Source organism: Chitinophaga sp., assembly GCF_039596135.1.
GTDB lineage: Bacteria > Bacteroidota > Bacteroidia > Chitinophagales > Chitinophagaceae > Chitinophaga.
This window is the reverse complement of sequence record NZ_JBCNKH010000005.1, coordinates 94,471-115,425: the sequence shown is the minus strand read 5'-3', so window position 1 is coordinate 115,425 and position 20,955 is coordinate 94,471. Positions and strand designations below refer to the sequence as shown.

Genomic DNA, 20,955 nt, shown 5'->3' with positions numbered 1-20,955 from the left:
TAAATACAATGGCAAACGAAAAGCTGGATCTGAAAGGTTTAAGCGAACAGGAGCTGAAAGAGAAAATCTCCGAAGAGCAATTACGCCTGAAGAAAATTACATTCAGTCACGCAATTACGCCAATTGAGAATCCAATGAGCATCCGCTCTCTCAGGCGTCAGATCGCACAGCTGAAAACTGAGCTGCGCAAAAGAGAACTGGGCTTCTAAGCCTTAAAAATAAATTCATTCATCGGTCCGAAAGGAACGGTCTGGATAATAAATACTTTCAACAATGAGCGAAAGAAAATTAAGAAAAACCAGAATTGGTGTCGTTTCCAGCAACAAGATGGAAAAAACAATCAGCGTTAGCGTTGAGCGTAAAGTAAAGCACCCAATCTATGGTAAATTCGTAAAAAAGACCACCAAGTTCATGGCTCATGATGAGCAGAACCAGTGCAGCATCGGCGATACCGTTAGAATAATGGAAACTCGTCCGTTGAGCAAGAATAAGTGCTGGAGATTGGTAGAGGTGATCGAAAAGGTAAAATAATCTATTATTGTTTCAAGCTGCATGCAGCGTTCCTGGATGCAGCCGCTGACTAAACAAATACAAATCTTATAAAAAGATGATACAACAAGAATCAAGGCTGAATGTAGCTGATAACAGTGGTGCCAAAGAAGTACTGTGTATTAGAGTGTTAGGCAACTCCGGCCAGGACTACGCAAAGGTAGGCGACAAGATCGTCGTTACTGTAAAAGACGCGATCGCAGGCGGTGGTGTAAAGAAAGGTATGGTGACCAAAGCTGTTATCGTAAGAACTAAAAACAAGCTGCGCCGTAAAGACGGATCTTATATCCGTTTTGACGATAATGCCGTTGTATTACTGAACAACTCTGACGAGCCACGCGGTACCCGTATCTTCGGCCCGGTTGCCCGTGAGCTGCGCGATAAGGGATACATGAAGATTATCTCTCTGGCTCCCGAAGTATTGTAAAGATATTGATGCGTTCGCTGAAAGCATGAAGCAAAAAGTAAAAAAAGCTTATTGCTTTGTGCTTTCAGCTTAATTGCATATCTTTGCAGCCCGTTTCTAAAACGAATATTAATCAAGCGAAACCGGTGTTTCGCTTGGCGTTTATAAATAAACAAATAATGAAAACGAGATTCAAGCCTAAGTTCAACATTAAGAAAGGCGACACCGTAGTAGTGATTGCCGGCGATGATAAGGACAGGACCAAGCCCCGCAAGGTGCTGGAAGTGATCCCTGACAAGGCGCGCGTACTGGTAGAAGGTGTGAACATCATCACCAAGCATACCAAACCAACTGCTCAGAACACCAAAGGTGGTATTGTTAAGCAGGAAGCTCCTATCGCCATTTCTAACGTAATGTTGTGGGATGCTAAGGCTGGTAAACCTACTAAGGTAAACAGGCAGCGTGAAAATGGTAAATTAGTTCGTATAGCTAAAAAATCAGGGGAGGTAATTAAATAATGGCAAACACTACATATACACCCAGACTGCAGACTAAGTACCGTTCTGAAGTAGTTAGCACGCTGCAAAAGAAATTCAACTACAAAAGCGTAATGCAGGTACCTCGCCTGGTGAAGATCTGTCTGAACCAGGGTATCAATGGTGCTGTAGGTGATAAGAAACTGGTAGATATTGCTGTGGATGAAATGACCCGTATTTCTGGTCAGAAAGCTATCGCTACTTTATCCAAGAAAGATATTTCCAACTTCAAACTCAGGAAGAACATGCCAATCGGTGCCCGTGTAACACTGCGTGGCAACAACATGTACGAATTCCTGGATCGTCTGATCGCTGTATCACTGCCTCGTGTACGTGACTTCAAAGGCGTAAATGAAAAAGCTTTCGATGGCCGTGGTAACTATACCCTGGGTATCAACGAGCAGATCATCTTCCCTGAGATCGACATCGATAAAGTAACAAAGATCTCCGGTATGGATATCACTTTCGTTACTACGGCTAATACCAACGAAGAAGCTTACGAGCTCCTGAAAGAACTGGGTATGCCGTTCAAGAACATCAAGAAAGATCAACAATAATATTTGATCTCAAATTCCAAATCCCATCAGGGTTTTGGAATTTGACATTTATAAACTGGAATTATAAACTTTAATTAATGGCAAAAGAATCTATCAAGGCCAGACAGAGGAAAAGAGAAGCCCTGGTTGCTAAGTTCGCTGAAAAACGTGCTGCCCTCAAAGCTGAAGGTAACTACGAAGCACTGGATCAGCTGCCTAGAAACGCTTCTCCTGTTCGCCTGAAAAACAGATGTCAGCTGTCCGGTCGTCCAAAAGGTTACATGCGTCATTTCGGCCTTTGCCGTAATATGTTCCGTGACCTGGCGCTGGCTGGTAAAATCCCTGGCGTAAGAAAAGCTAGCTGGTAATCTCAGCCCACGGGTTGGACAATTATCCCCCGACGAATAGTAATTGTCCTTTTTTCCCTTTTTCATATTCGTTAAAGATCTTGATTTTCCTATCTATTACTGATTGGATATCGCATTGTAAAAGTTGTTAAATTATTAGAAACAATGGTTACTGATCCAATAGCAGACTTCCTGACCAGAATCCGGAATGCGCAAATGGCCAACCACAGGATTGTGGAAATTCCTGCCTCTAAGCTGAAAAAACGTATCACTGAGATACTGTACGACAAAGGTTATATCCTGAAGTACAAATTTGAAGAAGACAACAAACAGGGTGTAATTAAAATCGCTCTGAAGTATGATCCTCAGACTAAAGTACCTGCAATCACTGATCTGCAGCGTATCAGCCGTCCAGGTCTTCGTCAATACTCCAAACCTGCTGATTTCAAACGTATCAAGAATGGTCTGGGTATCGCTATCGTGTCTACATCTAAAGGTGTAATGACTGATAAGGAAGCGAAAACACAGAACGTGGGTGGCGAAGTTGTTTGCTACGTTTATTAATATATTAAGGTCCGCACAGGACCTTCTGGTGTTTGCCAGTGGCTTGTGCAGATCTCACCAATAAATGATCCGTTTCAGAATTAAGCCTTTCTATACGGTGGCTGAACACTGGGGGATCGTAAACACATAACAGTAAAAAACTGCAATTATGTCTCGTATAGGTAAAGCTCCTATCAAATTAGCAGCAGGTGTTACAGTAACTGTATCCGCTTCTAATGAACTGACAGTAAAAGGCCCTAAAGGTGAACTGAAAAAGAACATCGACAGGGATATCAAAATAGAAGTAGCTGATGGTACACTGACAGTAGTTCGTCCTACTGACCAGATCCGTCACCGCGCTTTGCACGGTCTGTACCGCGCACTGATCAACAACATGGTGATTGGTGTAACTACAGGTTTCACCAAACAGCTGGAGCTGGTGGGTGTGGGTTACAAGGCTGCCAACGCTGGTCAGCTGCTGGACCTGTCTCTGGGTTACTCTCACAACATCGTGATTGAGATTCCTAAAGAACTGAAAGTAACTACCCTGACTGAAAAGGGTGCTAACCCTAAAATCACACTGGAAGGTATTGACAACCAGCTGTTGGGTCAGGTAGCTGCTAAAATCCGTAGCCTGCGTAAACCTGAGCCTTATAAAGGTAAAGGTGTTCGCTACAGCGATGAAGTGGTTCGTAAGAAGGCAGGTAAGTCTGCAGGTAAATAATTTTAATTGGCTAACCGGTATAATATACTGGTTAGCTAATTCAACAATATTCCGGCAGCATCGGAATATATAAATTAAACAAAGAAATGAGCACAAAAGCAGTTAATAGCAGACAGAAAATCCGTTACCGCATTCGTAAGAAAGTGATAGGTAGCGCTCAGAGACCAAGATTATCTGTATTTCGCAGCAATAGCGATATTTACGTGCAATTGATCGATGATGCAAACGGTACTACACTGGCTTCTGCATCTTCCCGCGATAAGGATATCAAAGCACAGAAGGGTACCAAATCCGAGAAATCTAAATTGGTAGGTGCAGCTGTGGCTACTAAAGCAACCGCACTGGGTATTACTGCTGTAGTATTCGACCGCGGTGGTTATCTGTACCATGGTCGTGTGAAGAGCGTAGCTGATGGTGCAAGAGAAGCTGGTCTCCAATTCTAATAATCGAAATTGATTAAATCGTAATTCGCAAATAATAAAATGGCAAAGAATACATTTAATAAAGTTAAGGCGGGTGACCTGGAGCTGAAAGAAAAAGTGGTAGCTATCAACCGTGTTACCAAAACCACCAAAGGCGGTCGTACTTTCAGTTTTTCTGCCCTGGTAGTAGTAGGTAACGAACACGGTGTAGTAGGTCATGGCCTGGGTAAAGCCAAAGAAGTACAGGAAGCAATCACTAAAGGTATCGATGATGCCAAGAAAAACCTGATCAAGGTTCCTGTAATGCATGGTACTATTCCTCACGATCAGCTGGCTAAAGAAGGTGCTGCTAAGGTGCTGATCAAACCAGCCGCTCATGGTACTGGTGTGATCGCTGGTGGTTCTATGCGTGCTGTGCTGGAAAGCGCGGGTATTACCGACGTTCTGGCTAAATCTCTGGGTTCTGCAAACCCTCACAACGTGGTAAAAGCTACATTCAAAGCTTTAGGCCTGCTGCGTGAGCCGGTACAGGTTGCAAAAACCAGAAGCGTATCTCTGAAGAAAGTATTTAATGGATAATAACACCCTATGGTGAAGGGACTGCTGCACGGCAGCAGCTCCTGTAATTGTAAGGTGCTAATTCAAAATAACAATGGCAAAGATTAAAGTCACTCAGGTAAAAAGTGGTATAGACCGTCCGGAACGTCAGAAACTGACGCTGAAGGCCCTGGGTCTGAACAAAATGCACAGCACCGTTGAGGTGGAAGCCACTCCCCAGATCCTTGGGATGGTGCGTAAAGTAAATCATCTGGTAAAGGTAGAACAAGTACAGGGTTAAGGCTTTGCCATGTCTCTGGAAAAAATCCTACATTTATAGTGGATTATTTGCGAATAACATTATACATTTAATGCGAGCGGTTAATTTCCGCGTAAGTAAAAAAAATTAACTCAATGAATCTGCACACGTTACAACCTGCACAAGGTTCCGTACATAAAGAAAAACGCCTCGGTCGTGGTGAAGCTTCCGGTAAAGGTGGAACAGCTACAAAAGGTAATAAAGGTGGTCAGTCCCGTGCTGGTTACGCTAGCAAAAGAGGTCACGAAGGTGGTCAGATGCCAATTCAGCGTCGTATGCCAAAACGTGGTTTCAAGAGCCTGAGCCCAACTACATATGTAGTGTTCAACATCGGTCAGCTTGACACCCTGGTAGAAAAATACGGTTTACAGGATTTCTCTCTGGAAAACCTGTACATGAACGGCCTGATCAGCCGCACTGCAAAAGTAAAAGTACTGGGTCAGGGCGAACTGAAGGCTAAAGTTACTGTAAGAGTGAACGCTATCAGTGAAAAGGCCAAACAGCTGATCGAAGCAGCTGGTGGTTCAGTTGAACTGGTGTAAGTTTCACGACTGGAGAGACGCCTACGGAGTAGTGCGTCTTTTCATCTTTTATTCAGCCAGCGAAAAATACATCACAAATCCCGGCCAGAGTTACTGAAGAGCAGCTAATTGCAGGTTTGGAATTTGGTCCCGCCATAACCGGGATGAAATTTTGAATATTAAACATTCATCTTCCTGTGAAGAAATTTATCGAAACGATTAAGAATATCTGGAGCATCGAGGATCTGCGTAGCCGAATCCTGACAACCCTGCTTCTTGTCCTCATTTATCGTGTAGGATCCTATATCGTGTTACCCGGTATCGATGCCAACCTGTTGCATCAGTTCTCAGAAAAATCCAATCAGGGTATCCTGGGACTGTTTAATATGTTTGCCGGAGGTTCTTTCTCAAGAGCATCCATCTTTGCGCTGGGGATCATGCCGTTTATCTCTGCCTCTATCGCCATACAACTGTTGACCATAGCTGTACCTTATTTCCAGAAACTCCAGAAAGAAGGAGAGAGTGGCAGAAAGAAAATCAATCAGTTCACCCGTATCCTTACGGTAGTGGTGACCGGTTTTCAGGCGAGTGCGTATGTTGCCTTCCTGAGAGGCCAATCCAGCGGAGCTATTATCGCTGAATATGGTACTTTCTTCTTCTGGCTCACTACTACCATCGTACTGACTGCAGGTACCCTGTTCGTAATGTGGTTAGGTGAAAAAATCACTGACAAAGGTATCGGTAACGGTACATCCATCATCATTATGGTGGGTATCCTTGCCCGCCTTCCTCAGGCCCTGATCCAGGAATTTACCTCCAGAACTGCGGAAGCAGGCGGCGGCTTGCTGCTCTTCCTGATAGAACTGGCAGTATTTATATTCATTACTATTGGTCTGATCCTGCTGGTACAAGGTACCCGCAAGGTACCGGTGAACTATGCTAAACGTATAGTAGGAAACAAACAATATGGTGGTGTACGCCAGTTCATCCCGCTGAAAGTGAATGCAGCAGGTGTAATGCCAATCATCTTTGCCCAGGCAATTATGTTTATCCCGGCTACCGTTATTGGTTTTGCAACCAGTGACAGTGCTTCCGGTTTCATCCGTATCTTCAGCGACCACACCAATGGTTGGTACAATGTGATCTATGCGGTATTGGTAATTGTATTCACTTACTTCTACACTGCGTTGATCTTCAATCCAACCCAGATGGCCGATGAAATGAAACGTAACAATGGTTTCATCCCAGGTGTAAAACCTGGTACTGCAACTGCAGATTATATTGGTGCAGTAATGGACCGCATCACCCTGCCAGGTGCATTCTTCCTGGCACTGGTGGGTATCCTGCCTGGTGTGGCTGCTGCCGTGCATATCAACAGTAACTTCGCAACCTTCTTTGGTGGTACTTCACTGCTGATCATGGTGGGGGTTATCCTGGATACGCTGCAGCAGATCGAAAGCCAGCTCCTGATGCGCCATTACGATGGCCTGATGAGCACTGGCCGTATCAAGGGCAGAACTGCTCCGGCTAATGTTTAATTCTTATTAGACAGCTGGTCGTAAGTAGCCACAGAAGCATAAAGCAGACAGCAGATATTCCTGTTGCAGGCTTTATGCTTGGTGGCTTCACTGTTTAAAAGACACAAGTCCAACCCGTTTTTACTATGGTGCATTATAAGACTAAAGAAGAAATAGAATTGATGCGCAAAAGCGCATTACTGGTGAGCGCAACATTGGAAGAGGTAGCTAAGAAGCTGAAACCGGGTATGACTACTGATGATATCGACAAGATCGTTGAAGACTTCATCGTAGCCAACGGCGCCGTACCTTCCTTCAAGAACTATAAAGGCTTCCCTAAAAGCTGTTGTATCTCTGTAAATGCAGAAGTGGTACACGGTATTCCTAACAGCTACGTGGTGCAGGATGGTGACATCGTGAGCGTGGATGTAGGGGTATTGCTGAACGGTTTCCATGGAGATAGTGCCTACACCTTTGCGGTAGGTAATGTAAAGCCGGAAGTACTGCAGTTAATGAAGGCAACGAAGGCTGCTTTGTATAAAGGTATAGAGAAAGCGGTGGCAGGTAACCGTATTGGCGACATTGCCCATGCTATCCAGGAATATACTGAGAAAGAAAGAGGCTATGGCGTGGTACGTGAGCTGGTAGGTCATGGCCTGGGCCGTCACCTGCACGAAGATCCCCAGGTGCCTAACTACGGTAAGAGAGGCAGTGGTCCTATCATGAAAGAAGGACTGGTGATTGCGATCGAACCTATGATCAACCTGGGCACAAAAGATGTAGAGTATATGGAAGACGGCTGGACAGTGATCACCCGGGATGAGAAGCCTTCCGTTCACTTTGAGCACAATGTAGCAGTCATGAAAGGGAAAGCAGACCTTTTATCATCTTTTGCCGGTATAGAAAAGGCCGAAGCTGAAAATCCTGCGTTAACCGCAAATTATTGATAATTAATGGATAAGAGTGATGAAAATCAGTTTTTCCGGATAATTATTTAGGTTTATTTTTAGAATTTTATTTTTTACTAAGATTTCGCTATCTTTGCAGTCCTAAAAATTTTTATGGCAAAACAGGCACTCATTAAACAGGATGGAATAATACTAGAAGCCTTGTCAAACGCTATGTTCCGGGTGAAATTGGAAAATGGGCATGAGATTTTGGCCACCATTTCTGGCAAAATGAGAATGCACTATATCCGCATCCTTCCTGGAGACAAGGTTGGGGTAGAGATGAGCCCATATGATTTGAGCAGAGGAAGGATCATTTTCAGATATAAATAATCACATAGACTTATAACTCATAACTTATGAAGGTAAGAGCTTCCATAAAAAAAAGAAGTGCAGATTGTAAGATCGTGCGCAGGAAGGGAAAATTGTTGGTAATCAACAAAAAGAATCCTCGTTTTAAACAACGTCAGGGTTAATTATATTAAATAAACTAGAAAATTTAATTCAAATATGGCACGTATAGCCGGTATCGATCTACCTAAGAATAAAAGAGGAGAAATTGGTCTGACCTATATCTATGGTATTGGCCGTTCTACAGCTCAATACATTCTGGAGAAGTCAGGAATTGACTTTAACAAGAAAGTAAAAGATTGGAATGATGATGAGCAGACTTCCATCCGTAACATCATCAATGGTGAGTTTAAGGTAGAAGGTCAGCTGCGTTCTGAAGTACAAATGAATATCAAGCGTTTGCTGGATATCGCTTGTTACCGTGGTCTTCGCCACAGAAAGGGCTTACCGCTCAGAGGCCAGCGTACTCGTACTAACAGCCGTACCCGTAAAGGTAAACGTAAAACGGTTGCAGGTAAGAAAAAAGCGCCTAAGAAATAATCTTGATAATACAAATAACAAGTTCCAGTTTCCAATTGTCGTAAAGATGACGTGGGGTATCTGGAACCTGGAACCTGGAATTTTATATAATTATGGCAAAAGCACAAAATACAAAAGCTGCAGCTAGCAAGAAGAGGGTAGTTAAAGTAGATAACTACGGTGATGTTCACATTTCTGCTAGTTTCAACAACATTATCATCAGCATTACCAACAAGCAAGGACAGGTAATCTCCTGGTCTACTGCTGGTAAAATGGGCTTCAAAGGTTCTAAAAAGAACACTCCATATGCTGCCCAGCTGGCTGCCTCTGATGCTGCTAAGGTAGCACTGGATGCTGGTCTGAAAAGAGCAGATGTTTTTGTAAAAGGTCCTGGAGCAGGACGTGAGAGCGCAATCCGTGCGATCGCTAACTCCGGTATCGAAGTGACTATGATCAAGGATGTGACTCCGCTGCCACACAATGGTTGCCGTCCTCCTAAGAAGAGAAGAGTATAGTATTCATATATACTGAAGATTTTCGAAAGTGGATAGATGGGGGGCAACTCTCACTGGCTACTTTCGATTTTCTAATTTAGAAATTTTAATAAACAAGTGGGTATATGATCGTGTTTAAGATTTTTTAAGGATCATATATCGTAACTAAAAAATCTAGCAACAAAATGGCAAGGTACACAGGACCAAAGACCAAGATCTCCAGAATTTTTGGAGAGCCGATTTTAGGTAACGGTAAGTATTTAGGAAAGAACAGCAACCCTCCGGGTCAGCATGGTGCAACCCGCAAGCGTAAACAGCTGGGTGAATACGCACTGCAGCTGCGTGAAAAACAGAAAGCTAAGTACACTTATGGTGTATTGGAGCGTCAGTTCGCAAACCTGTTCGTAGAGGCAAACCGTCGTAAAGGCGTTACCGGTGAGGTATTGATCAAATTACTGGAAGCTCGTCTGGATAATGCAGTATTCCGTATGGGTATTGCTCCTTCCCGTCCTGCTGCACGTCAGCTGGTGTCTCACAAGCACATCACTGTAAACGGTGAAGTAATGAACATCCCTTCTTATCAGCTGAAACCAGGTGATATCGTTGGTTTGAAAGCATCTGCTGCAACTAACACCGCAATCACCAGCAACATTCGTGGTAAAAACCCTAAGTACAGCTGGTTGGATTGGAATGAGAAAGAACTGAAAGGTACTTTCATCGCATACCCTGAAAGGGAAGCAGTTCCTGAGAACATCAAGGAACAGCTGATCGTAGAATTGTACTCTAAATAATAATAATACTTTAGCCGTTAGCGAAGGATCGTCGGTTATCAGTATAAGTTTCTTATATTGGTATCTAATGATTGCCTGCTGACGGCTATTGGCAGTTTTACATAAACATTTAAACTTAACATATCAATGGCAATTCTGAATTTCCAAAAGCCTGATAAGATCGTTTTGCAAAAGTCAACTGACTTTGAAGCTCAATTCGAATTCCGGCCATTAGAACCGGGTTATGGGGTGACTGTAGGTAACGCGCTTCGTCGTGTGCTGCTGTCCTCACTGGAGGGTTATGCCATTGTGGGAATAAAGATAGAAGGAGCAGACCATGAGTTTGCAACTTTAAAAGGAATTACCGAAGACGTAACTGAGATCATCCTGAACCTGAAACAGGTTCGTTTCAAAAGGATCGTGGAGAATGAAGTAAGCAACGAAAAGATCCAGATCTCTATCAAAGGTAAGACCGAATTCCGTGCTGATATGATCGAGAAAGCTACCAGTGCTTTCCAGATTATGAATCCTGAGTTACTCATCTGCACACTCGATCCATCTGCAAAGCTGGATATCGAACTGACTATCGGTAAAGGCCGTGGTTATGTGCCTGCTGATGAAAACAAACCAAAGGATGCAGTATTCGGCTACATCGCCATCGACTCTATCTTTACACCAATCAAAAATGTAAAGTATAGCATTGAAAATACCCGTGTGGAGCAGAAGACTGACTACGAGAAGCTGATCATGGAAGTGATCACTGATGGTACCATCCACCCGGAAGAAGCTGTTAAACAGGCTTCCCGCATCCTGATCCAGCACCTGATGATCATCACTGATGAAAACATCAGCTTTGATACGAAGGATACTGAGAAAGAAGATGTGGTGGACGAACAAACACTGCAGCTGCGTAAGATCCTGAAGACTCCTCTGGAAGATCTGGATCTGAGCGTACGTGCTTTCAACTGTCTGAAAGCTGCTAAAATCAACTCCCTGAGCGAACTGGTACAGTACGAACAGGAAGAGCTGATGAAGTTCAGAAACTTTGGTCAGAAATCCCTGAGCGAAATCGAGCAGGTACTGAACGAAAGAGGTCTGCATTTCGGTATGGATCTTTCCAAACTGAAACTGGACGAAGAATAGTCTAAACTACTTTATAACATAAGTACCCTGTAATTCCTGACACGGTATAGGGGAATTTAAAAATCACAATGTCATGCGTCACGGCAACAAAGTAAACCATCTCAGCAGAACTGCTGCACACCGTTCAGCCCTGTTATCTAACCTGGCTATTGAACTGATCGCTCACAAACGTATCACCACTACCCTGGCAAAGGCTAAGGCACTGCGTGTATATGTTGAGCCTATTCTGACAAGAGCTAAGGCTGATTCTACCCACAACCGTAGAATTGCGTTCAGCTACCTGCAGAACAAGGAAGCGATCAAGGAATTGTTCGGTGTAGTAAGCGAAAAGATTGCTACCCGTCCAGGTGGTTATACCCGTATCATCAAGCTTGGCAAACGTATGGGTGATAATGCTGAAACTGCACTGATCGAACTGGTTGATTTCAACGAAATCTACGGTGGTAAAGTGGAAGAGAAAGCAGCTCCTGCGAAGAAGACCCGTCGTGCTGGCGGTGCTAAGAAGAAAGCAGATGATGCAGCAGCAAATGCAACTGAAGAGAAAACTGCTGAGTAATCCGCAAATAGTATCTGAAGATAATGAAAGAGTCCCGGGAGTAATCCCGGGATTTTTTTTTATCCGAAGGGAGAGGGACTCCATGACGGTCGTATTATTCAATTAATTAATTAAATTATTTTGTAATATTGCTGACTGGACAGACCTACTAACCATAATCTCTAAAACCTATGATTTATTTAAAGTGCAACGCCTGTGCTCACCACAACCCGTCACGCTCTGAGTTCCTCACATTTTGCGAAAAATGTGGCAAAAAAATAGAGAACTGTTTTTCTAACTGGAAACAGAAACGTCCGGAAGGAGATTTTGAGGCATTTCAGCAGGAAGTTGGCATCTATATAAAGGAAGAAGAACCCAGGGAAAGTCTCAAAGAAAGATACATCAAATGGGCCGGAAGGCGGGGGGCTCTCGTCTCCCTGATTCTTGTAATCGGTCTGGCAGCAGTGGCTGGCGGCTATTTCGGCAAGAAAATGGTTATCAGTATCATCTATCCTAAAATAAATAAATCCTGGCTCTACTCAACCTGGGAAACCGTTGTTATTGGTCGTCAGGCAGTCGAAATCAGTACCCCTATGCACCTGGGTGTCAACGACCAGCCCCTGGCTCCTGAACTGATGCCACTGGTAGAATACGCCAAAAGCTACCGTAACCGCTCCGAAGAAGGTATGCAAGTGATGGTAAACATGTTCAGCTTCCGGGCGAACATCTCCAACGATCTCGACCTCGCAGCTACTACTGCTGCGAACGAAATGCAGAAAGAAGACGACGTCTCCGACCTGAAATATACAACCAGCCATATCACACAGAGTGGCATGGACGCATTGCTCCTGCAAGGCACCTTTAACTACAAAGGCTCCCTTCGTCTATCATTTTACGACCTGCTCCTGACCCGTGGACAACACCGCTGGGAAGTTGGAATCAGGTACCGCAACGATGATAAAAATGCATCAGCAGCCGCTTTACGTATCATAAAATCGATACATATCAAGTAATTGCAGAGGCAGGCGAAGAATTAATCTGTGTTTTTATCAATTCTTAAGCTATTATTCAATAACTTTGCACGATTTTTCAAAAAAGAATAATAAGCATGCCTCAGACGAGATCAATCCAGCCTGCGATATTACTGTTAGAAGATGGAACAGTATTTCAGGGAAAAGCTTTTGGTAAAATAGGCACCGCTTCCGGTGAACTGTGTTTTAATACTGGTATGACAGGATACCAGGAAGTATTTACCGATCCTTCCTATAAAGGGCAGGTCCTGATCATGAATAATTGCTATATCGGCAATTATGGTGTGAAAAAGGATGACGTAGAGAGCGAAAGCGTGAAGATTAATGGATTGATCGCTAAGAACATAGCATACAATTACTCTCGTCAGATGGCCGATGGCTCCCTGGAGAAATTCCTGGATGAGAACAACCTGGTAGCTATTTACGATGTAGATACCCGTGCACTGGTTTCCCACATTCGCAGCCAGGGTGCGATGAATTGTATCATCTCTTCTGAAATTCTTGACATAGATCAGCTGAAAGCTAAGCTGAAGGAAGTACCTTCAATGGAAGGTCAGGCGCTTTGCAAGGAAGTGTCTACCAAAGAACCTTACAATGTAGGTGATCCTGGTGCTGATATCCGTATCGCTGTACTGGACAATGGTGTGAAGCGTAATATGCTGAAATGCCTGTCTGAAAAAGGTGCTTACCTGCAGGTGTTCCCTACAGATACTCCTTTTGAAGAGTGCGAGAAATTCAAGCCGAATGCTTACTTCGTATCCAACGGTCCTGGTGACCCGGCTCCACTGAAATATGCTGTGGATACAGTAAAGAAAATTCTGGCAGCAGAAAAACCAATGTTTGGAATTTGTCTGGGACATCAGTTGCTGGCACTGGCCAACGACATCCCTACTTATAAAATGCACCACGGTCACCGCGGTCTGAACCACCCGGTAAAGAACCTGGCGACCGGTCGTTGCGAGATCACTACCCAGAACCACGGTTTTGCAGTAGATCCGAAGGCAATAGCTGCCAGTGAGCATGTAGAGGTAACACACGTGAACCTGAACGATGAGTCAATCGAAGGTATCAGGATTAAGAACAAGCCTGCATTCTCTGTACAGTATCACCCAGAGTCAACTCCTGGTCCGTATGACAGCCGTTACCTGTTCGATGACTTCTTTACGATGATTAAGAAGCACATGTAAGATTAGTTTGTATGTAGAATATGACCAAAAGGCGGTCCGGCTATGTCCGGGCCGTTTTTATTTATGCTAAAATACTGGTTGAATAAAAAGAGGCTTTTGCACTGTGCAAAAGCCTCTTTATTATAGATGAGATATAAATGAATTGATTATCAATTAGATACCTGGGTATAGGGCAAAAAAATACGGCTCTGTGAACAGAGCCGTTTGCCTTTATAAATTCCACGTTATGAAAAACTGATACAAAAATACGGTATTTTGCTAAAACGTTTTAGTTTTCTTCAAACTTTTTTACAGAAATCTGAAAAATTCTTTTTTCTGTAGTCGCAACACCTTTGTGTTGACGGAGTAAAGTTCGGTTGATAAAAACGTTCGGAAAAATTTCTAAGGTTAAATTTATGCTAAACTACGGGTTTCACTGTCCTTTGCTCTCTATTACTACTCCGTCGTTCACAATTCAAAGATACAAACAATATTGAAGAATCCAACACTTTTTGCAGAAATATTTAAGATTTTGGTCAAAAAAGCGAACATATATTTTTTGCTAATGTAAAAAAAGGGCCTAAATGGCCCTTTTTTCTATTCCAGGAAGGAAAATATGTTATATAGAATTTAATATAATATATGTGTTATCTGGCAACTTCCATTGCTTCCACGGCTACTTCGGTGCGACCTGGGTAGATTTCCAGGGCTTTTCCTAAACAGATCATGGCCTGACGGATATCATCGGTATTGATGACATATGCGAGTCTTACCTCATTACGGCCTGAACCGGGGGTGGCATAAAAACCGGTAGCGGGTGCAAGCATCAGGGTTTTGCCTTCGTAAGAGAAGCTTTCGAGCAACCACTGGCAGAATTTATCGCTGTCATCGATCGGGAGGCGGGCCATTGCATAAAATGCGCCACCCGGATTAGGGCAGAACACGCCTGGGATGCTATTGAGCATGCTTACCAGCAGGTCTCTGCGGTGCAGATATTCAGCCTTGATTTCCCAGAAGTAATTAAGCGGCAGGTCTACAGCAGCTTCGCCGGCAATCTGGGCAAAGGAAGGAGGACTTAGCCTTGCCTGGGCGAATTTCATAACTGCATCCAGTACCTGTTGGTTTTTAGTCACCAGCGCGCCAATACGGCCGCCGCAGGCGCTATAACGCTTGGAGATGGTGTCCATCAGTACGACATGCTGCTCCAGTCCTTCCAGGTTCATGGCGGAGAAATGGTCGCCTACATAGCAAAATTCCCTGTATGCCTCGTCTGAGAAGAGGTACAGGTTGTACTTGAGACAGAGTTGTTTCAGTACTTCCAGTTCTTCGCGGCTGTAGAGATAGCCAGTGGGGTTGTTGGGATTACAGATCATCAGCGCCCTGGTGCGGGGGGTGATGGCTTTTTCGAATTCCTCCATGGCTGGCAGTGCGAAACCAGTTTCGATGGAAGAGGAGATAGTGGTCACTGTAACACCTGCTTCTGTGGCAAAACCGTTGTAGTTTGCATAGAAAGGCTCAGGCACCAGTACTTCATCGCCCGCATCCATGCAGGCCATGAATGCGAACAGGATGGCTTCGGATCCACCTGTGGTGACAATAATCTGCTGATGGTTCAGTTTAATACCAAATCGTTCGTAATAAGTCACAAGTTTGCGGCGGTAGCTTTCGTTTCCGGCGCTATGACTGTATTCAAGAATTTTGAAGTCTGAATGGCGTACCGCATCCAGAACCTGTTTTGGTGTTTCAATATCGGGCTGGCCGATATTCAGGTGGAATACCTTGGTCCCTTTTTTCTTAGCAGCTTCTGCGTAAGGAACAAGCTTTCGGATGGGAGAAGCGGGCATTTGCTCACCTCTCTTGCTAATGGTAGGCATATATTGTGTTTGATTTGCGTATACAAAGGTAGTGGATTCGCAGATGTTGATGGTTGGGTAAATATATGGTGCGCAGGTAGGGTCTGGTTGAAATAAAAAAAGCCTTACAATATTAAAACTGTAAGGCTTAATAAGTTGTACAACGGAGGCCGTTGCAGTGGCAGTACAAATTAGTTTTCAACTTGACCTGTCAGGTGCAGTTCTTTATCCTGATCTACACCCTTAACTTTCACCCAGATAGTTTTGTTTTGTGTACCTACGCTATTTGCGCTGTAACCCGCCGTAATCTTACCTTTTTTACCAGGCAGGATTGGTTCTTTGGTCCAGGTAGGAGTAGTACAACCACAGCTCGCACGTGCTGTTTCGATGATTACTGGTTCTTTGCTGACATTGGTGAATTCGAAATCAACAGAAACGGGTTTGTTGAACTTGGTTTTACCGAAGTCGATGGTTTCTTTCGCGAATTTCACTTTTGCATCAACAGGGTTTGCTGGTGTTGTAGTCTGAGATTGAGCCCAAAGAGCAGTAGTTAACAACATGCTCGCAAATAGGGATAAGATAAACTTTTTCATTTGATATAATGTGGTTTAAGACGATTGGTTAAAAAAATGATCACCGTTTCGTAAGTAACAAATTTACAGCCAAAAATAACGCATCAGAGGGGAATTTATTAAAATCTTATTAAAAAAATTCTAATTATTTTACCTGATACATTTACAATCATTTCTCACTTGTATTTTATACCTTACTTTTGTGACATATACAACGAGGCATGATAGAAAACAATGAACTAACTATGAATACGGAAAGCCGGCTGTCATTCGAGGAATTTCGGAAAGAAGTACTTGAGGATTATCGCCTGGCCTGCGAGAGCAGGGAAGTTAGTCTGCTGGCCCGTAAGGAAGTCCTTACAGGTAAGGCCAAGTTCGGTATATTCGGAGATGGAAAGGAAGTGGCTCAGATAGCCATGGCCAAGTATTTCCAGCCAGGAGATTTCCGCTCCGGTTACTACCGTGATCAGACGTTTGCTTTCGCCAGTGGTATTGCCACTCCTGAGCAGTTTTTCTCACAGATGTATGCAGACCCAGACCTTGCCAACGAGCCATTTTCGGGAGGCCGACAGATGAACTCGCATTTTGCCACGCCTAACCTCGGTAAGGATGGCAATTGGTTGAACCTGACTGAATCGAAGAACACTGCCACAGACATGTCGCCTACCGCAGCCCAGATGCCCCGTGCCCTTGGTTTGGCATTTGCCTCCAAATTATTCAGGGATGTAGAAAGCCTGAAAGATCTGGAAGGGTTGTCGAAAAATGGGAACGAGGTGTGTTTTGCTACTATTGGGGATGCGTCTACCTCAGAAGGTCACTTCTGGGAGACCATGAATGCGGCGGGTGTATTGCAGGTACCGTTAGCGGTATTTGTATGGGACGACGGGTATGGCATTTCTGTACAGCGTAAGTACCAGACGACCAAAGACTCCATCAGCGTTGCGCTGGAAGGCTTCCGTAAAACAGAAGACTCCAACGGCTTTGATATATATAATGTAAAAGGGTGGGATTATGCCGCCATGTGTGAGGTATTCGAAGCGGGGATCCGTAAAATCAGGGAAACCCACATTCCAGCCTTATTCCATGTGGAAGAACTGACCCAGCCACAGGGCCATTCTACCAGTGGTTCTCACGAGCGTTATAAGAGCAAGGAACGACTGAACTGGGAAAAGGAATTTGACTGTAATCACCAGATGCGCCAGTGGATACTGGAAAACGCACTCTCTGACGAGGCTACCCTGGCAGAAATTGAGGCGAAAGCCAAAACGATGGCACAGGATTCCCGTAAGAGCGCCTGGGAAAAGTATATTGCACCTATCCGGAAGGAGGTACAGACCATGTTGGGATTTGGTCAGGCTGTAGCCGCGTTGCCACAGGCAGATACTGCGCTGGTGAACAACCTGCTGCAGGAGCTGCAGAATAACAGGGAGCCCTGGAGAAAGGACATCCTGAAAACTGCTGCCAACATCCTGTTCCGTCATAGAAATATCCAGGCGCCAGCTATTGCTGCGCTGAAGGGGTATTATGATGACCTGCTGGCCCGCGAAAAAGAAAATTACAACTCCTTCCTATATGCCACAGGCGTGAACTCTGCACTGAATGTGCCGGAAGTACCAGCAACGTATGATGCTGACGCTGTAAGCATTAACGGATACGAGATCCTGAACAGATATTTCGATCAGCTGATCGGGAATAATCCTAAAGTTTTCGCCTTTGGTGAAGATGTGGGTAAAATAGGCGACGTGAACCAGGGTTTTGCAGGTTTACAGGCAAAACACGGCAGCAAGCGTATATTCGATACAGGTATCCGTGAATTAACTATCATGGGCCAGGGTATAGGGATGGCATTGCGTGGTTTACGACCTATTGCTGAAATCCAGTATCTGGATTACCTGATTTATGGTCTGCAGCCACTGAGTGACGATGTGGCCAGCCTGCAATACCGTACCAAAGGTATCCAGGCGTGCCCGATCATCGTTCGTACCCGCGGTCACAGACTGGAAGGCATCTGGCACTCCGGCTCTCCGATGAGTATGATAATGGGTGCGCTGAGAGGTATGCACATGTGTGTACCCCGCAACATGGTGCAGGCAGCTGGTATGTACAATACCCTGCTGAAAGCAAATGAGCCTGCCCTGATGATTGAGTCACTGAATGGCTATCGCCTGAAGGAAAAGCTGCCTAACAACCTGGGCGAGTTTACCGTACCATTGGGTGTACCAGAGGTAATTAAGGAAGGTACTGATATCACGATCGTGTCTTACGGTTCTACCCTGCGTATAATCGAAGAAGCGATCCAGACGCTGGAACAGCTGGAAGTATCCGTTGAACTGGTAGATATACAGACATTGCTGCCTTTTGATGTCAATCATAAGATCGTGGAATCACTGAAGAAGACTAACAAGATCCTGTTCGTGGACGAAGATGTGCCAGGTGGTGGTACGGCTTATATGTTCCAGCAGGTGATGGAAGGTCAGGGCGGTTATCGCTGGCTGGATGTGGCACCACGTACATTGAGTGCACAGGCACATCGTCCTGCATATGGTTCTGACGGGGATTACTTCTCCAAGCCAAATGTGGAAGATGTGGTGAGAGTGGTACTGGAAATGGTGGCAGAATAAAAAAAGAGTAATTGAGCTTAAAATACGAACGCAAGGCTTTAAAAGGCCTTGCGTTTTTGTTTTGTATAGTTGTAGGTTTAAAAAATGACAAGTAGTACAGGTACAAATATGATAAATAGTTTTATAATATTTATTATTCCTGCAAAAGAAATTCCGTGATTGCATGAAGTGATGAATTAAGTTAGGATTACTAATGTCTAAACTTTTTTTTCTGGAAGTATGTTATTATTCTGTAGCGAGTGATACTTAATATATTAGACATTGATTTTTTCTTAGTCATCAGGAATGAATAAAATGAATGTTTGAAAATCAGCGCGCAGGATATAAATTGTATTATAGTTTTTTTAGAGGGCGAATGAGCAATCACCACGTTACGATAGGTTAATAGTAATTAAATTATTTAATTATCAACCCAAATCCATTTATGAAAGCAGGAGTACTGTTAGTTGAAGACGATCTGTTTTTTGCCAAAGTGGTAAAAAGCCATTTAGAAAAGGCCGGGTATGATGTGACGCATTGTGCCAATGGCGAAGAGGGCTGGGCAACTTTTCAGGACAAGCCCTTCGACATCTGTCTGTTGGACGTGATTATGCCAGGCATGGATGGGTTTACCCTGTGCCGGGAAATCCGCGACAAGGACGAGAATGTACCCATCATCTTTGCTTCTTCCCGTTACATGGAGCAGGATAAGCTGAACGGCTTTGAAGCTGGCGGGGACGACTACCTGGTGAAACCTTTTAATATGGAGGAGTTACTCTGCCGTATGGAGGTATTCATGAAGCGGAGCCGTTTGTTGCAGCACGATAAGCAGGTAGTGTTTACCCTTGGTACGCTCGTGTTTAATTACAGCGAATTCAAAATATATCATCAACCAACCAATACTAATATCAATTTACCGCCTAAGGAAGCTGAGCTGCTCAAATATCTCTGTGAGAATGCGAATAAGAAGCTGAAGAGAGAAGGGATTCTGCTCTGTGTGTGGGGAAATGACGACTTTTTCACCGGAAGAAGCATGGATGTGTACCTGACGCGAATCAGGAAGCATTTCAAGCTGGATGGTACCATTAAATTGGAAACCATACATGGGAAGGGGTTAAGGTTGGTGACGGAACCAGATAAGGTTGCGGAAAAAGCTTAAAAATAAAAGGGTCTGCTACGGCAGACCCTTTTATTTTATGCAGAAATGCAAATTATTTCAGATTGTGAAATACCTGCTGCACATCGTCATCCTGCTCCAGTCTGTCAATCAGTTCCAGTACTTCTTTTGCCTGTTCTTCATTCAACTCGGTGGTAGTGGTAGGAATGCGCTTTAATTCAGCACTGATTGGAACAATATTTCTATCTTCCAGTGCTTTGGACATATTACCAAATTCATTGAACGGGGTGCGTATAATGATATTACCCTCGCTGTCTTCACCAATTTCTTCCAGTCCGGCATCAATCAATTCCAGCTCCAGGTCTTCCAGGTTCTGACCTTCGTTTTTAATTTTGAATTCACCCATACGATTAAAGAGGAAACCTACGGAACCACTGTTGCCAAGGGCACCACCTTCTTTGTTGAAGTGCATACGTACGTTTGCCACAGTACGGGTAGGGTTGTCAGTAGCAGTTTCTACCATTACAGCCACACCGTGCGGTGCATATCCTTCGTATACAACTTCTTCGTAGTCGGTTTTATCTTTCCCCATCGCACGTTTGATCGCAGCTTCAACACGGTCTTTGGGCATGTTCACACCCTTTGCGTTCGCTACGCATCTGCGGAGGGCAGGATTATTATCAGGATCAGGACCTCCCGCTTTTACAGCTATTGCGATTTCCTTGCCTATCCTGGTAAACTGCTTTGCCATCCTGTCCCAGCGGGCAAACATGGTGTGTTTTCTTACTTCAAATATCCTTCCCATAGTGGGTAATGTGATTAGTTATTAAGAATAGAAACGCAAATTTATGGAAAAGGCCGGAAAAACTGAATTTCCCGGCCCTTTCCTGCTTATACCTG

The 20,955-nt window shown here is 44.2% G+C and carries 28 protein-coding genes; 25 read left to right on the top strand and 3 right to left on the bottom strand.

The genetic code is table 11. The features are described 5' to 3' along the window. The first annotated feature begins 8 nt into the window (after positions 1-8). The 23 genes from rpmC (at position 9) to carA (ending at position 13,934) form a co-directional block, all read left to right on the top strand. Positions 9-209, top strand: coding sequence for a 50S ribosomal protein L29 (rpmC, locus tag ABDW16_RS05780; protein ID WP_072360597.1), 201 nt, complete (start codon positions 9-11; stop codon positions 207-209). Positions 210-273: 64 nt separating this feature from the next. After that, the gene (gene rpsQ / locus ABDW16_RS05775) at positions 274-531 is read left to right on the top strand and encodes a 30S ribosomal protein S17 (protein ID WP_072360599.1); all 258 of its coding nucleotides are present in this window, start codon (positions 274-276) and stop codon (positions 529-531) included. 76 nt (positions 532-607) lie between these two features. Continuing rightward, positions 608-976: a 50S ribosomal protein L14 gene (gene rplN / locus ABDW16_RS05770; RefSeq protein WP_343668331.1), complete on the top strand. Its 369-nt coding sequence runs from the start codon at positions 608-610 to the stop codon at positions 974-976. A gap of 158 nt (positions 977-1,134) precedes the next feature. After that, the gene (gene rplX / locus ABDW16_RS05765; RefSeq protein ID WP_116851445.1) at positions 1,135-1,473 is read left to right on the top strand and encodes a 50S ribosomal protein L24; all 339 of its coding nucleotides are present in this window, start codon (positions 1,135-1,137) and stop codon (positions 1,471-1,473) included. Then, positions 1,473-2,048 carry a 50S ribosomal protein L5 gene (gene rplE / locus ABDW16_RS05760; RefSeq protein WP_343668330.1) on the top strand — a complete coding sequence of 192 codons (576 nt, stop codon included), beginning with the start codon at positions 1,473-1,475 and terminating at the stop codon, positions 2,046-2,048. Before rplX ends, rplE begins: the two co-directional genes overlap by 1 nt. 77 nt (positions 2,049-2,125) lie before the next feature. Then, a complete protein-coding gene (gene rpsN / locus ABDW16_RS05755; RefSeq protein ID WP_343668328.1) occupies positions 2,126-2,395 on the top strand; it encodes a 30S ribosomal protein S14 in 270 nt (89 codons plus the stop codon). A 144-nt stretch (positions 2,396-2,539) separates the two neighbouring features. Continuing rightward, positions 2,540-2,938, top strand: coding sequence for a 30S ribosomal protein S8 (rpsH, locus tag ABDW16_RS05750; protein ID WP_116851447.1), 399 nt, complete (start codon positions 2,540-2,542; stop codon positions 2,936-2,938). 148 nt (positions 2,939-3,086) lie between these two features. Continuing rightward, entirely contained in the window at positions 3,087-3,641 is a 555-nt protein-coding gene (gene rplF / locus ABDW16_RS05745; RefSeq protein ID WP_343668326.1) for a 50S ribosomal protein L6, read from the top strand. Positions 3,642-3,727: 86 nt separating this feature from the next. Next, positions 3,728-4,084 (top strand): 50S ribosomal protein L18, encoded by a 357-nt coding sequence (rplR, locus tag ABDW16_RS05740; protein ID WP_343668325.1) that lies wholly within the window; start codon positions 3,728-3,730, stop codon positions 4,082-4,084. Positions 4,085-4,123: 39 nt separating this feature from the next. Continuing rightward, on the top strand, positions 4,124-4,642 hold the full coding sequence (rpsE, locus tag ABDW16_RS05735) for a 30S ribosomal protein S5 (protein WP_343668323.1): 519 nt from the start codon (positions 4,124-4,126) through the stop codon (positions 4,640-4,642). Positions 4,643-4,715: 73 nt separating this feature from the next. Continuing rightward, the gene (rpmD, locus tag ABDW16_RS05730) at positions 4,716-4,901 is read left to right on the top strand and encodes a 50S ribosomal protein L30 (protein ID WP_343668322.1); all 186 of its coding nucleotides are present in this window, start codon (positions 4,716-4,718) and stop codon (positions 4,899-4,901) included. A 113-nt stretch (positions 4,902-5,014) separates the two neighbouring features. Further along, positions 5,015-5,461 carry a 50S ribosomal protein L15 gene (gene rplO, locus ABDW16_RS05725; RefSeq protein WP_116851450.1) on the top strand — a complete coding sequence of 149 codons (447 nt, stop codon included), beginning with the start codon at positions 5,015-5,017 and terminating at the stop codon, positions 5,459-5,461. 176 nt (positions 5,462-5,637) lie between these two features. Then, complete coding sequence (gene secY, locus ABDW16_RS05720; RefSeq protein ID WP_343668320.1) at positions 5,638-6,978, top strand: preprotein translocase subunit SecY; 1,341 nt, start codon at positions 5,638-5,640, stop codon at positions 6,976-6,978. A gap of 125 nt (positions 6,979-7,103) precedes the next feature. Then, positions 7,104-7,904: a type I methionyl aminopeptidase gene (gene map / locus ABDW16_RS05715; protein ID WP_343668319.1), complete on the top strand. Its 801-nt coding sequence runs from the start codon at positions 7,104-7,106 to the stop codon at positions 7,902-7,904. Between the two features lie 114 nt (positions 7,905-8,018). Beyond that, complete coding sequence (infA, locus tag ABDW16_RS05710; RefSeq protein WP_012789309.1) at positions 8,019-8,237, top strand: translation initiation factor IF-1; 219 nt, start codon at positions 8,019-8,021, stop codon at positions 8,235-8,237. Positions 8,238-8,263: 26 nt separating this feature from the next. Further along, entirely contained in the window at positions 8,264-8,380 is a 117-nt protein-coding gene (gene rpmJ, locus ABDW16_RS05705) for a 50S ribosomal protein L36 (protein WP_072360626.1), read from the top strand. Positions 8,381-8,414: 34 nt separating this feature from the next. Next, positions 8,415-8,795, top strand: a complete 381-nt coding sequence (rpsM, locus tag ABDW16_RS05700) for a 30S ribosomal protein S13 (protein ID WP_343668318.1) — start codon at positions 8,415-8,417, stop codon at positions 8,793-8,795. Between the two features lie 92 nt (positions 8,796-8,887). Next, positions 8,888-9,289: a 30S ribosomal protein S11 gene (rpsK, locus tag ABDW16_RS05695; RefSeq protein ID WP_072360630.1), complete on the top strand. Its 402-nt coding sequence runs from the start codon at positions 8,888-8,890 to the stop codon at positions 9,287-9,289. A 164-nt stretch (positions 9,290-9,453) separates the two neighbouring features. Continuing rightward, the gene (gene rpsD / locus ABDW16_RS05690) at positions 9,454-10,059 is read left to right on the top strand and encodes a 30S ribosomal protein S4 (protein WP_343668316.1); all 606 of its coding nucleotides are present in this window, start codon (positions 9,454-9,456) and stop codon (positions 10,057-10,059) included. Between the two features lie 126 nt (positions 10,060-10,185). Further along, positions 10,186-11,181 carry a DNA-directed RNA polymerase subunit alpha gene (locus ABDW16_RS05685; RefSeq protein ID WP_343668314.1) on the top strand — a complete coding sequence of 332 codons (996 nt, stop codon included), beginning with the start codon at positions 10,186-10,188 and terminating at the stop codon, positions 11,179-11,181. Positions 11,182-11,254: 73 nt separating this feature from the next. Further along, positions 11,255-11,737 carry a 50S ribosomal protein L17 gene (gene rplQ, locus ABDW16_RS05680; RefSeq protein ID WP_343668312.1) on the top strand — a complete coding sequence of 161 codons (483 nt, stop codon included), beginning with the start codon at positions 11,255-11,257 and terminating at the stop codon, positions 11,735-11,737. Positions 11,738-11,907: 170 nt separating this feature from the next. Next, positions 11,908-12,729, top strand: a complete 822-nt coding sequence (locus ABDW16_RS05675) for a hypothetical protein (RefSeq protein WP_343668310.1) — start codon at positions 11,908-11,910, stop codon at positions 12,727-12,729. Between the two features lie 95 nt (positions 12,730-12,824). After that, complete coding sequence (carA, locus tag ABDW16_RS05670) at positions 12,825-13,934, top strand: glutamine-hydrolyzing carbamoyl-phosphate synthase small subunit (RefSeq protein ID WP_343668309.1); 1,110 nt, start codon at positions 12,825-12,827, stop codon at positions 13,932-13,934. Positions 13,935-14,560: 626 nt separating this feature from the next. Here carA and ABDW16_RS05665 read toward each other — a convergent pair. Continuing rightward, positions 14,561-15,787, bottom strand: a complete 1,227-nt coding sequence (locus ABDW16_RS05665) for a pyridoxal phosphate-dependent aminotransferase (RefSeq protein WP_343668308.1) — start codon at positions 15,785-15,787, stop codon at positions 14,561-14,563. Positions 15,788-15,957: 170 nt separating this feature from the next. Next, complete coding sequence (locus tag ABDW16_RS05660) at positions 15,958-16,359, bottom strand: DUF1573 domain-containing protein (protein ID WP_343668307.1); 402 nt, start codon at positions 16,357-16,359, stop codon at positions 15,958-15,960. 200 nt (positions 16,360-16,559) lie between these two features. Between ABDW16_RS05660 and ABDW16_RS05655 the strand changes: the two genes are divergently transcribed. Further along, complete coding sequence (locus ABDW16_RS05655) at positions 16,560-18,959, top strand: thiamine pyrophosphate-dependent enzyme (protein ID WP_343668306.1); 2,400 nt, start codon at positions 16,560-16,562, stop codon at positions 18,957-18,959. A 424-nt stretch (positions 18,960-19,383) separates the two neighbouring features. Next, positions 19,384-20,097, top strand: a complete 714-nt coding sequence (locus ABDW16_RS05650) for a response regulator transcription factor (protein WP_343668305.1) — start codon at positions 19,384-19,386, stop codon at positions 20,095-20,097. Positions 20,098-20,149: 52 nt separating this feature from the next. Here ABDW16_RS05650 and ABDW16_RS05645 read toward each other — a convergent pair whose 3' ends face one another. After that, positions 20,150-20,860, bottom strand: coding sequence for a YebC/PmpR family DNA-binding transcriptional regulator (locus ABDW16_RS05645; RefSeq protein ID WP_343668304.1), 711 nt, complete (start codon positions 20,858-20,860; stop codon positions 20,150-20,152). Positions 20,861-20,955 lie beyond the last annotated feature (95 nt).

What these genes read in the sequence shown, in the direction of transcription:
- rpmC (WP_072360597.1), top strand. Translation starts at nt 9, where the DNA reads ATGGCAAACGAAAAGCTGGATCTGAAAGGTTTAAGCGAACAGGAGCTG.
- rpsQ (WP_072360599.1), top strand. Translation starts at nt 274, where the DNA reads ATGAGCGAAAGAAAATTAAGAAAAACCAGAATTGGTGTCGTTTCCAGC.
- rplN (WP_343668331.1), top strand. Translation starts at nt 608, where the DNA reads ATGATACAACAAGAATCAAGGCTGAATGTAGCTGATAACAGTGGTGCC.
- rplX (WP_116851445.1), top strand. Translation starts at nt 1,135, where the DNA reads ATGAAAACGAGATTCAAGCCTAAGTTCAACATTAAGAAAGGCGACACC.
- rplE (WP_343668330.1), top strand. Translation starts at nt 1,473, where the DNA reads ATGGCAAACACTACATATACACCCAGACTGCAGACTAAGTACCGTTCT.
- rpsN (WP_343668328.1), top strand. Translation starts at nt 2,126, where the DNA reads ATGGCAAAAGAATCTATCAAGGCCAGACAGAGGAAAAGAGAAGCCCTG.
- rpsH (WP_116851447.1), top strand. Translation starts at nt 2,540, where the DNA reads ATGGTTACTGATCCAATAGCAGACTTCCTGACCAGAATCCGGAATGCG.
- rplF (WP_343668326.1), top strand. Translation starts at nt 3,087, where the DNA reads ATGTCTCGTATAGGTAAAGCTCCTATCAAATTAGCAGCAGGTGTTACA.
- rplR (WP_343668325.1), top strand. Translation starts at nt 3,728, where the DNA reads ATGAGCACAAAAGCAGTTAATAGCAGACAGAAAATCCGTTACCGCATT.
- rpsE (WP_343668323.1), top strand. Translation starts at nt 4,124, where the DNA reads ATGGCAAAGAATACATTTAATAAAGTTAAGGCGGGTGACCTGGAGCTG.
- rpmD (WP_343668322.1), top strand. Translation starts at nt 4,716, where the DNA reads ATGGCAAAGATTAAAGTCACTCAGGTAAAAAGTGGTATAGACCGTCCG.
- rplO (WP_116851450.1), top strand. Translation starts at nt 5,015, where the DNA reads ATGAATCTGCACACGTTACAACCTGCACAAGGTTCCGTACATAAAGAA.
- map (WP_343668319.1), top strand. Translation starts at nt 7,104, where the DNA reads ATGGTGCATTATAAGACTAAAGAAGAAATAGAATTGATGCGCAAAAGC.
- infA (WP_012789309.1), top strand. Translation starts at nt 8,019, where the DNA reads ATGGCAAAACAGGCACTCATTAAACAGGATGGAATAATACTAGAAGCC.
- rpmJ (WP_072360626.1), top strand. Translation starts at nt 8,264, where the DNA reads ATGAAGGTAAGAGCTTCCATAAAAAAAAGAAGTGCAGATTGTAAGATC.
- rpsM (WP_343668318.1), top strand. Translation starts at nt 8,415, where the DNA reads ATGGCACGTATAGCCGGTATCGATCTACCTAAGAATAAAAGAGGAGAA.
- rpsK (WP_072360630.1), top strand. Translation starts at nt 8,888, where the DNA reads ATGGCAAAAGCACAAAATACAAAAGCTGCAGCTAGCAAGAAGAGGGTA.
- rpsD (WP_343668316.1), top strand. Translation starts at nt 9,454, where the DNA reads ATGGCAAGGTACACAGGACCAAAGACCAAGATCTCCAGAATTTTTGGA.
- ABDW16_RS05685 (WP_343668314.1), top strand. Translation starts at nt 10,186, where the DNA reads ATGGCAATTCTGAATTTCCAAAAGCCTGATAAGATCGTTTTGCAAAAG.
- rplQ (WP_343668312.1), top strand. Translation starts at nt 11,255, where the DNA reads ATGCGTCACGGCAACAAAGTAAACCATCTCAGCAGAACTGCTGCACAC.
- ABDW16_RS05675 (WP_343668310.1), top strand. Translation starts at nt 11,908, where the DNA reads ATGATTTATTTAAAGTGCAACGCCTGTGCTCACCACAACCCGTCACGC.
- carA (WP_343668309.1), top strand. Translation starts at nt 12,825, where the DNA reads ATGCCTCAGACGAGATCAATCCAGCCTGCGATATTACTGTTAGAAGAT.
- ABDW16_RS05665 (WP_343668308.1), bottom strand. Translation starts at nt 15,787, where the DNA reads ATGCCTACCATTAGCAAGAGAGGTGAGCAAATGCCCGCTTCTCCCATC.
- ABDW16_RS05660 (WP_343668307.1), bottom strand. Translation starts at nt 16,359, where the DNA reads ATGAAAAAGTTTATCTTATCCCTATTTGCGAGCATGTTGTTAACTACT.
- ABDW16_RS05655 (WP_343668306.1), top strand. Translation starts at nt 16,560, where the DNA reads ATGATAGAAAACAATGAACTAACTATGAATACGGAAAGCCGGCTGTCA.
- ABDW16_RS05650 (WP_343668305.1), top strand. Translation starts at nt 19,384, where the DNA reads ATGAAAGCAGGAGTACTGTTAGTTGAAGACGATCTGTTTTTTGCCAAA.
- ABDW16_RS05645 (WP_343668304.1), bottom strand. Translation starts at nt 20,860, where the DNA reads ATGGGAAGGATATTTGAAGTAAGAAAACACACCATGTTTGCCCGCTGG.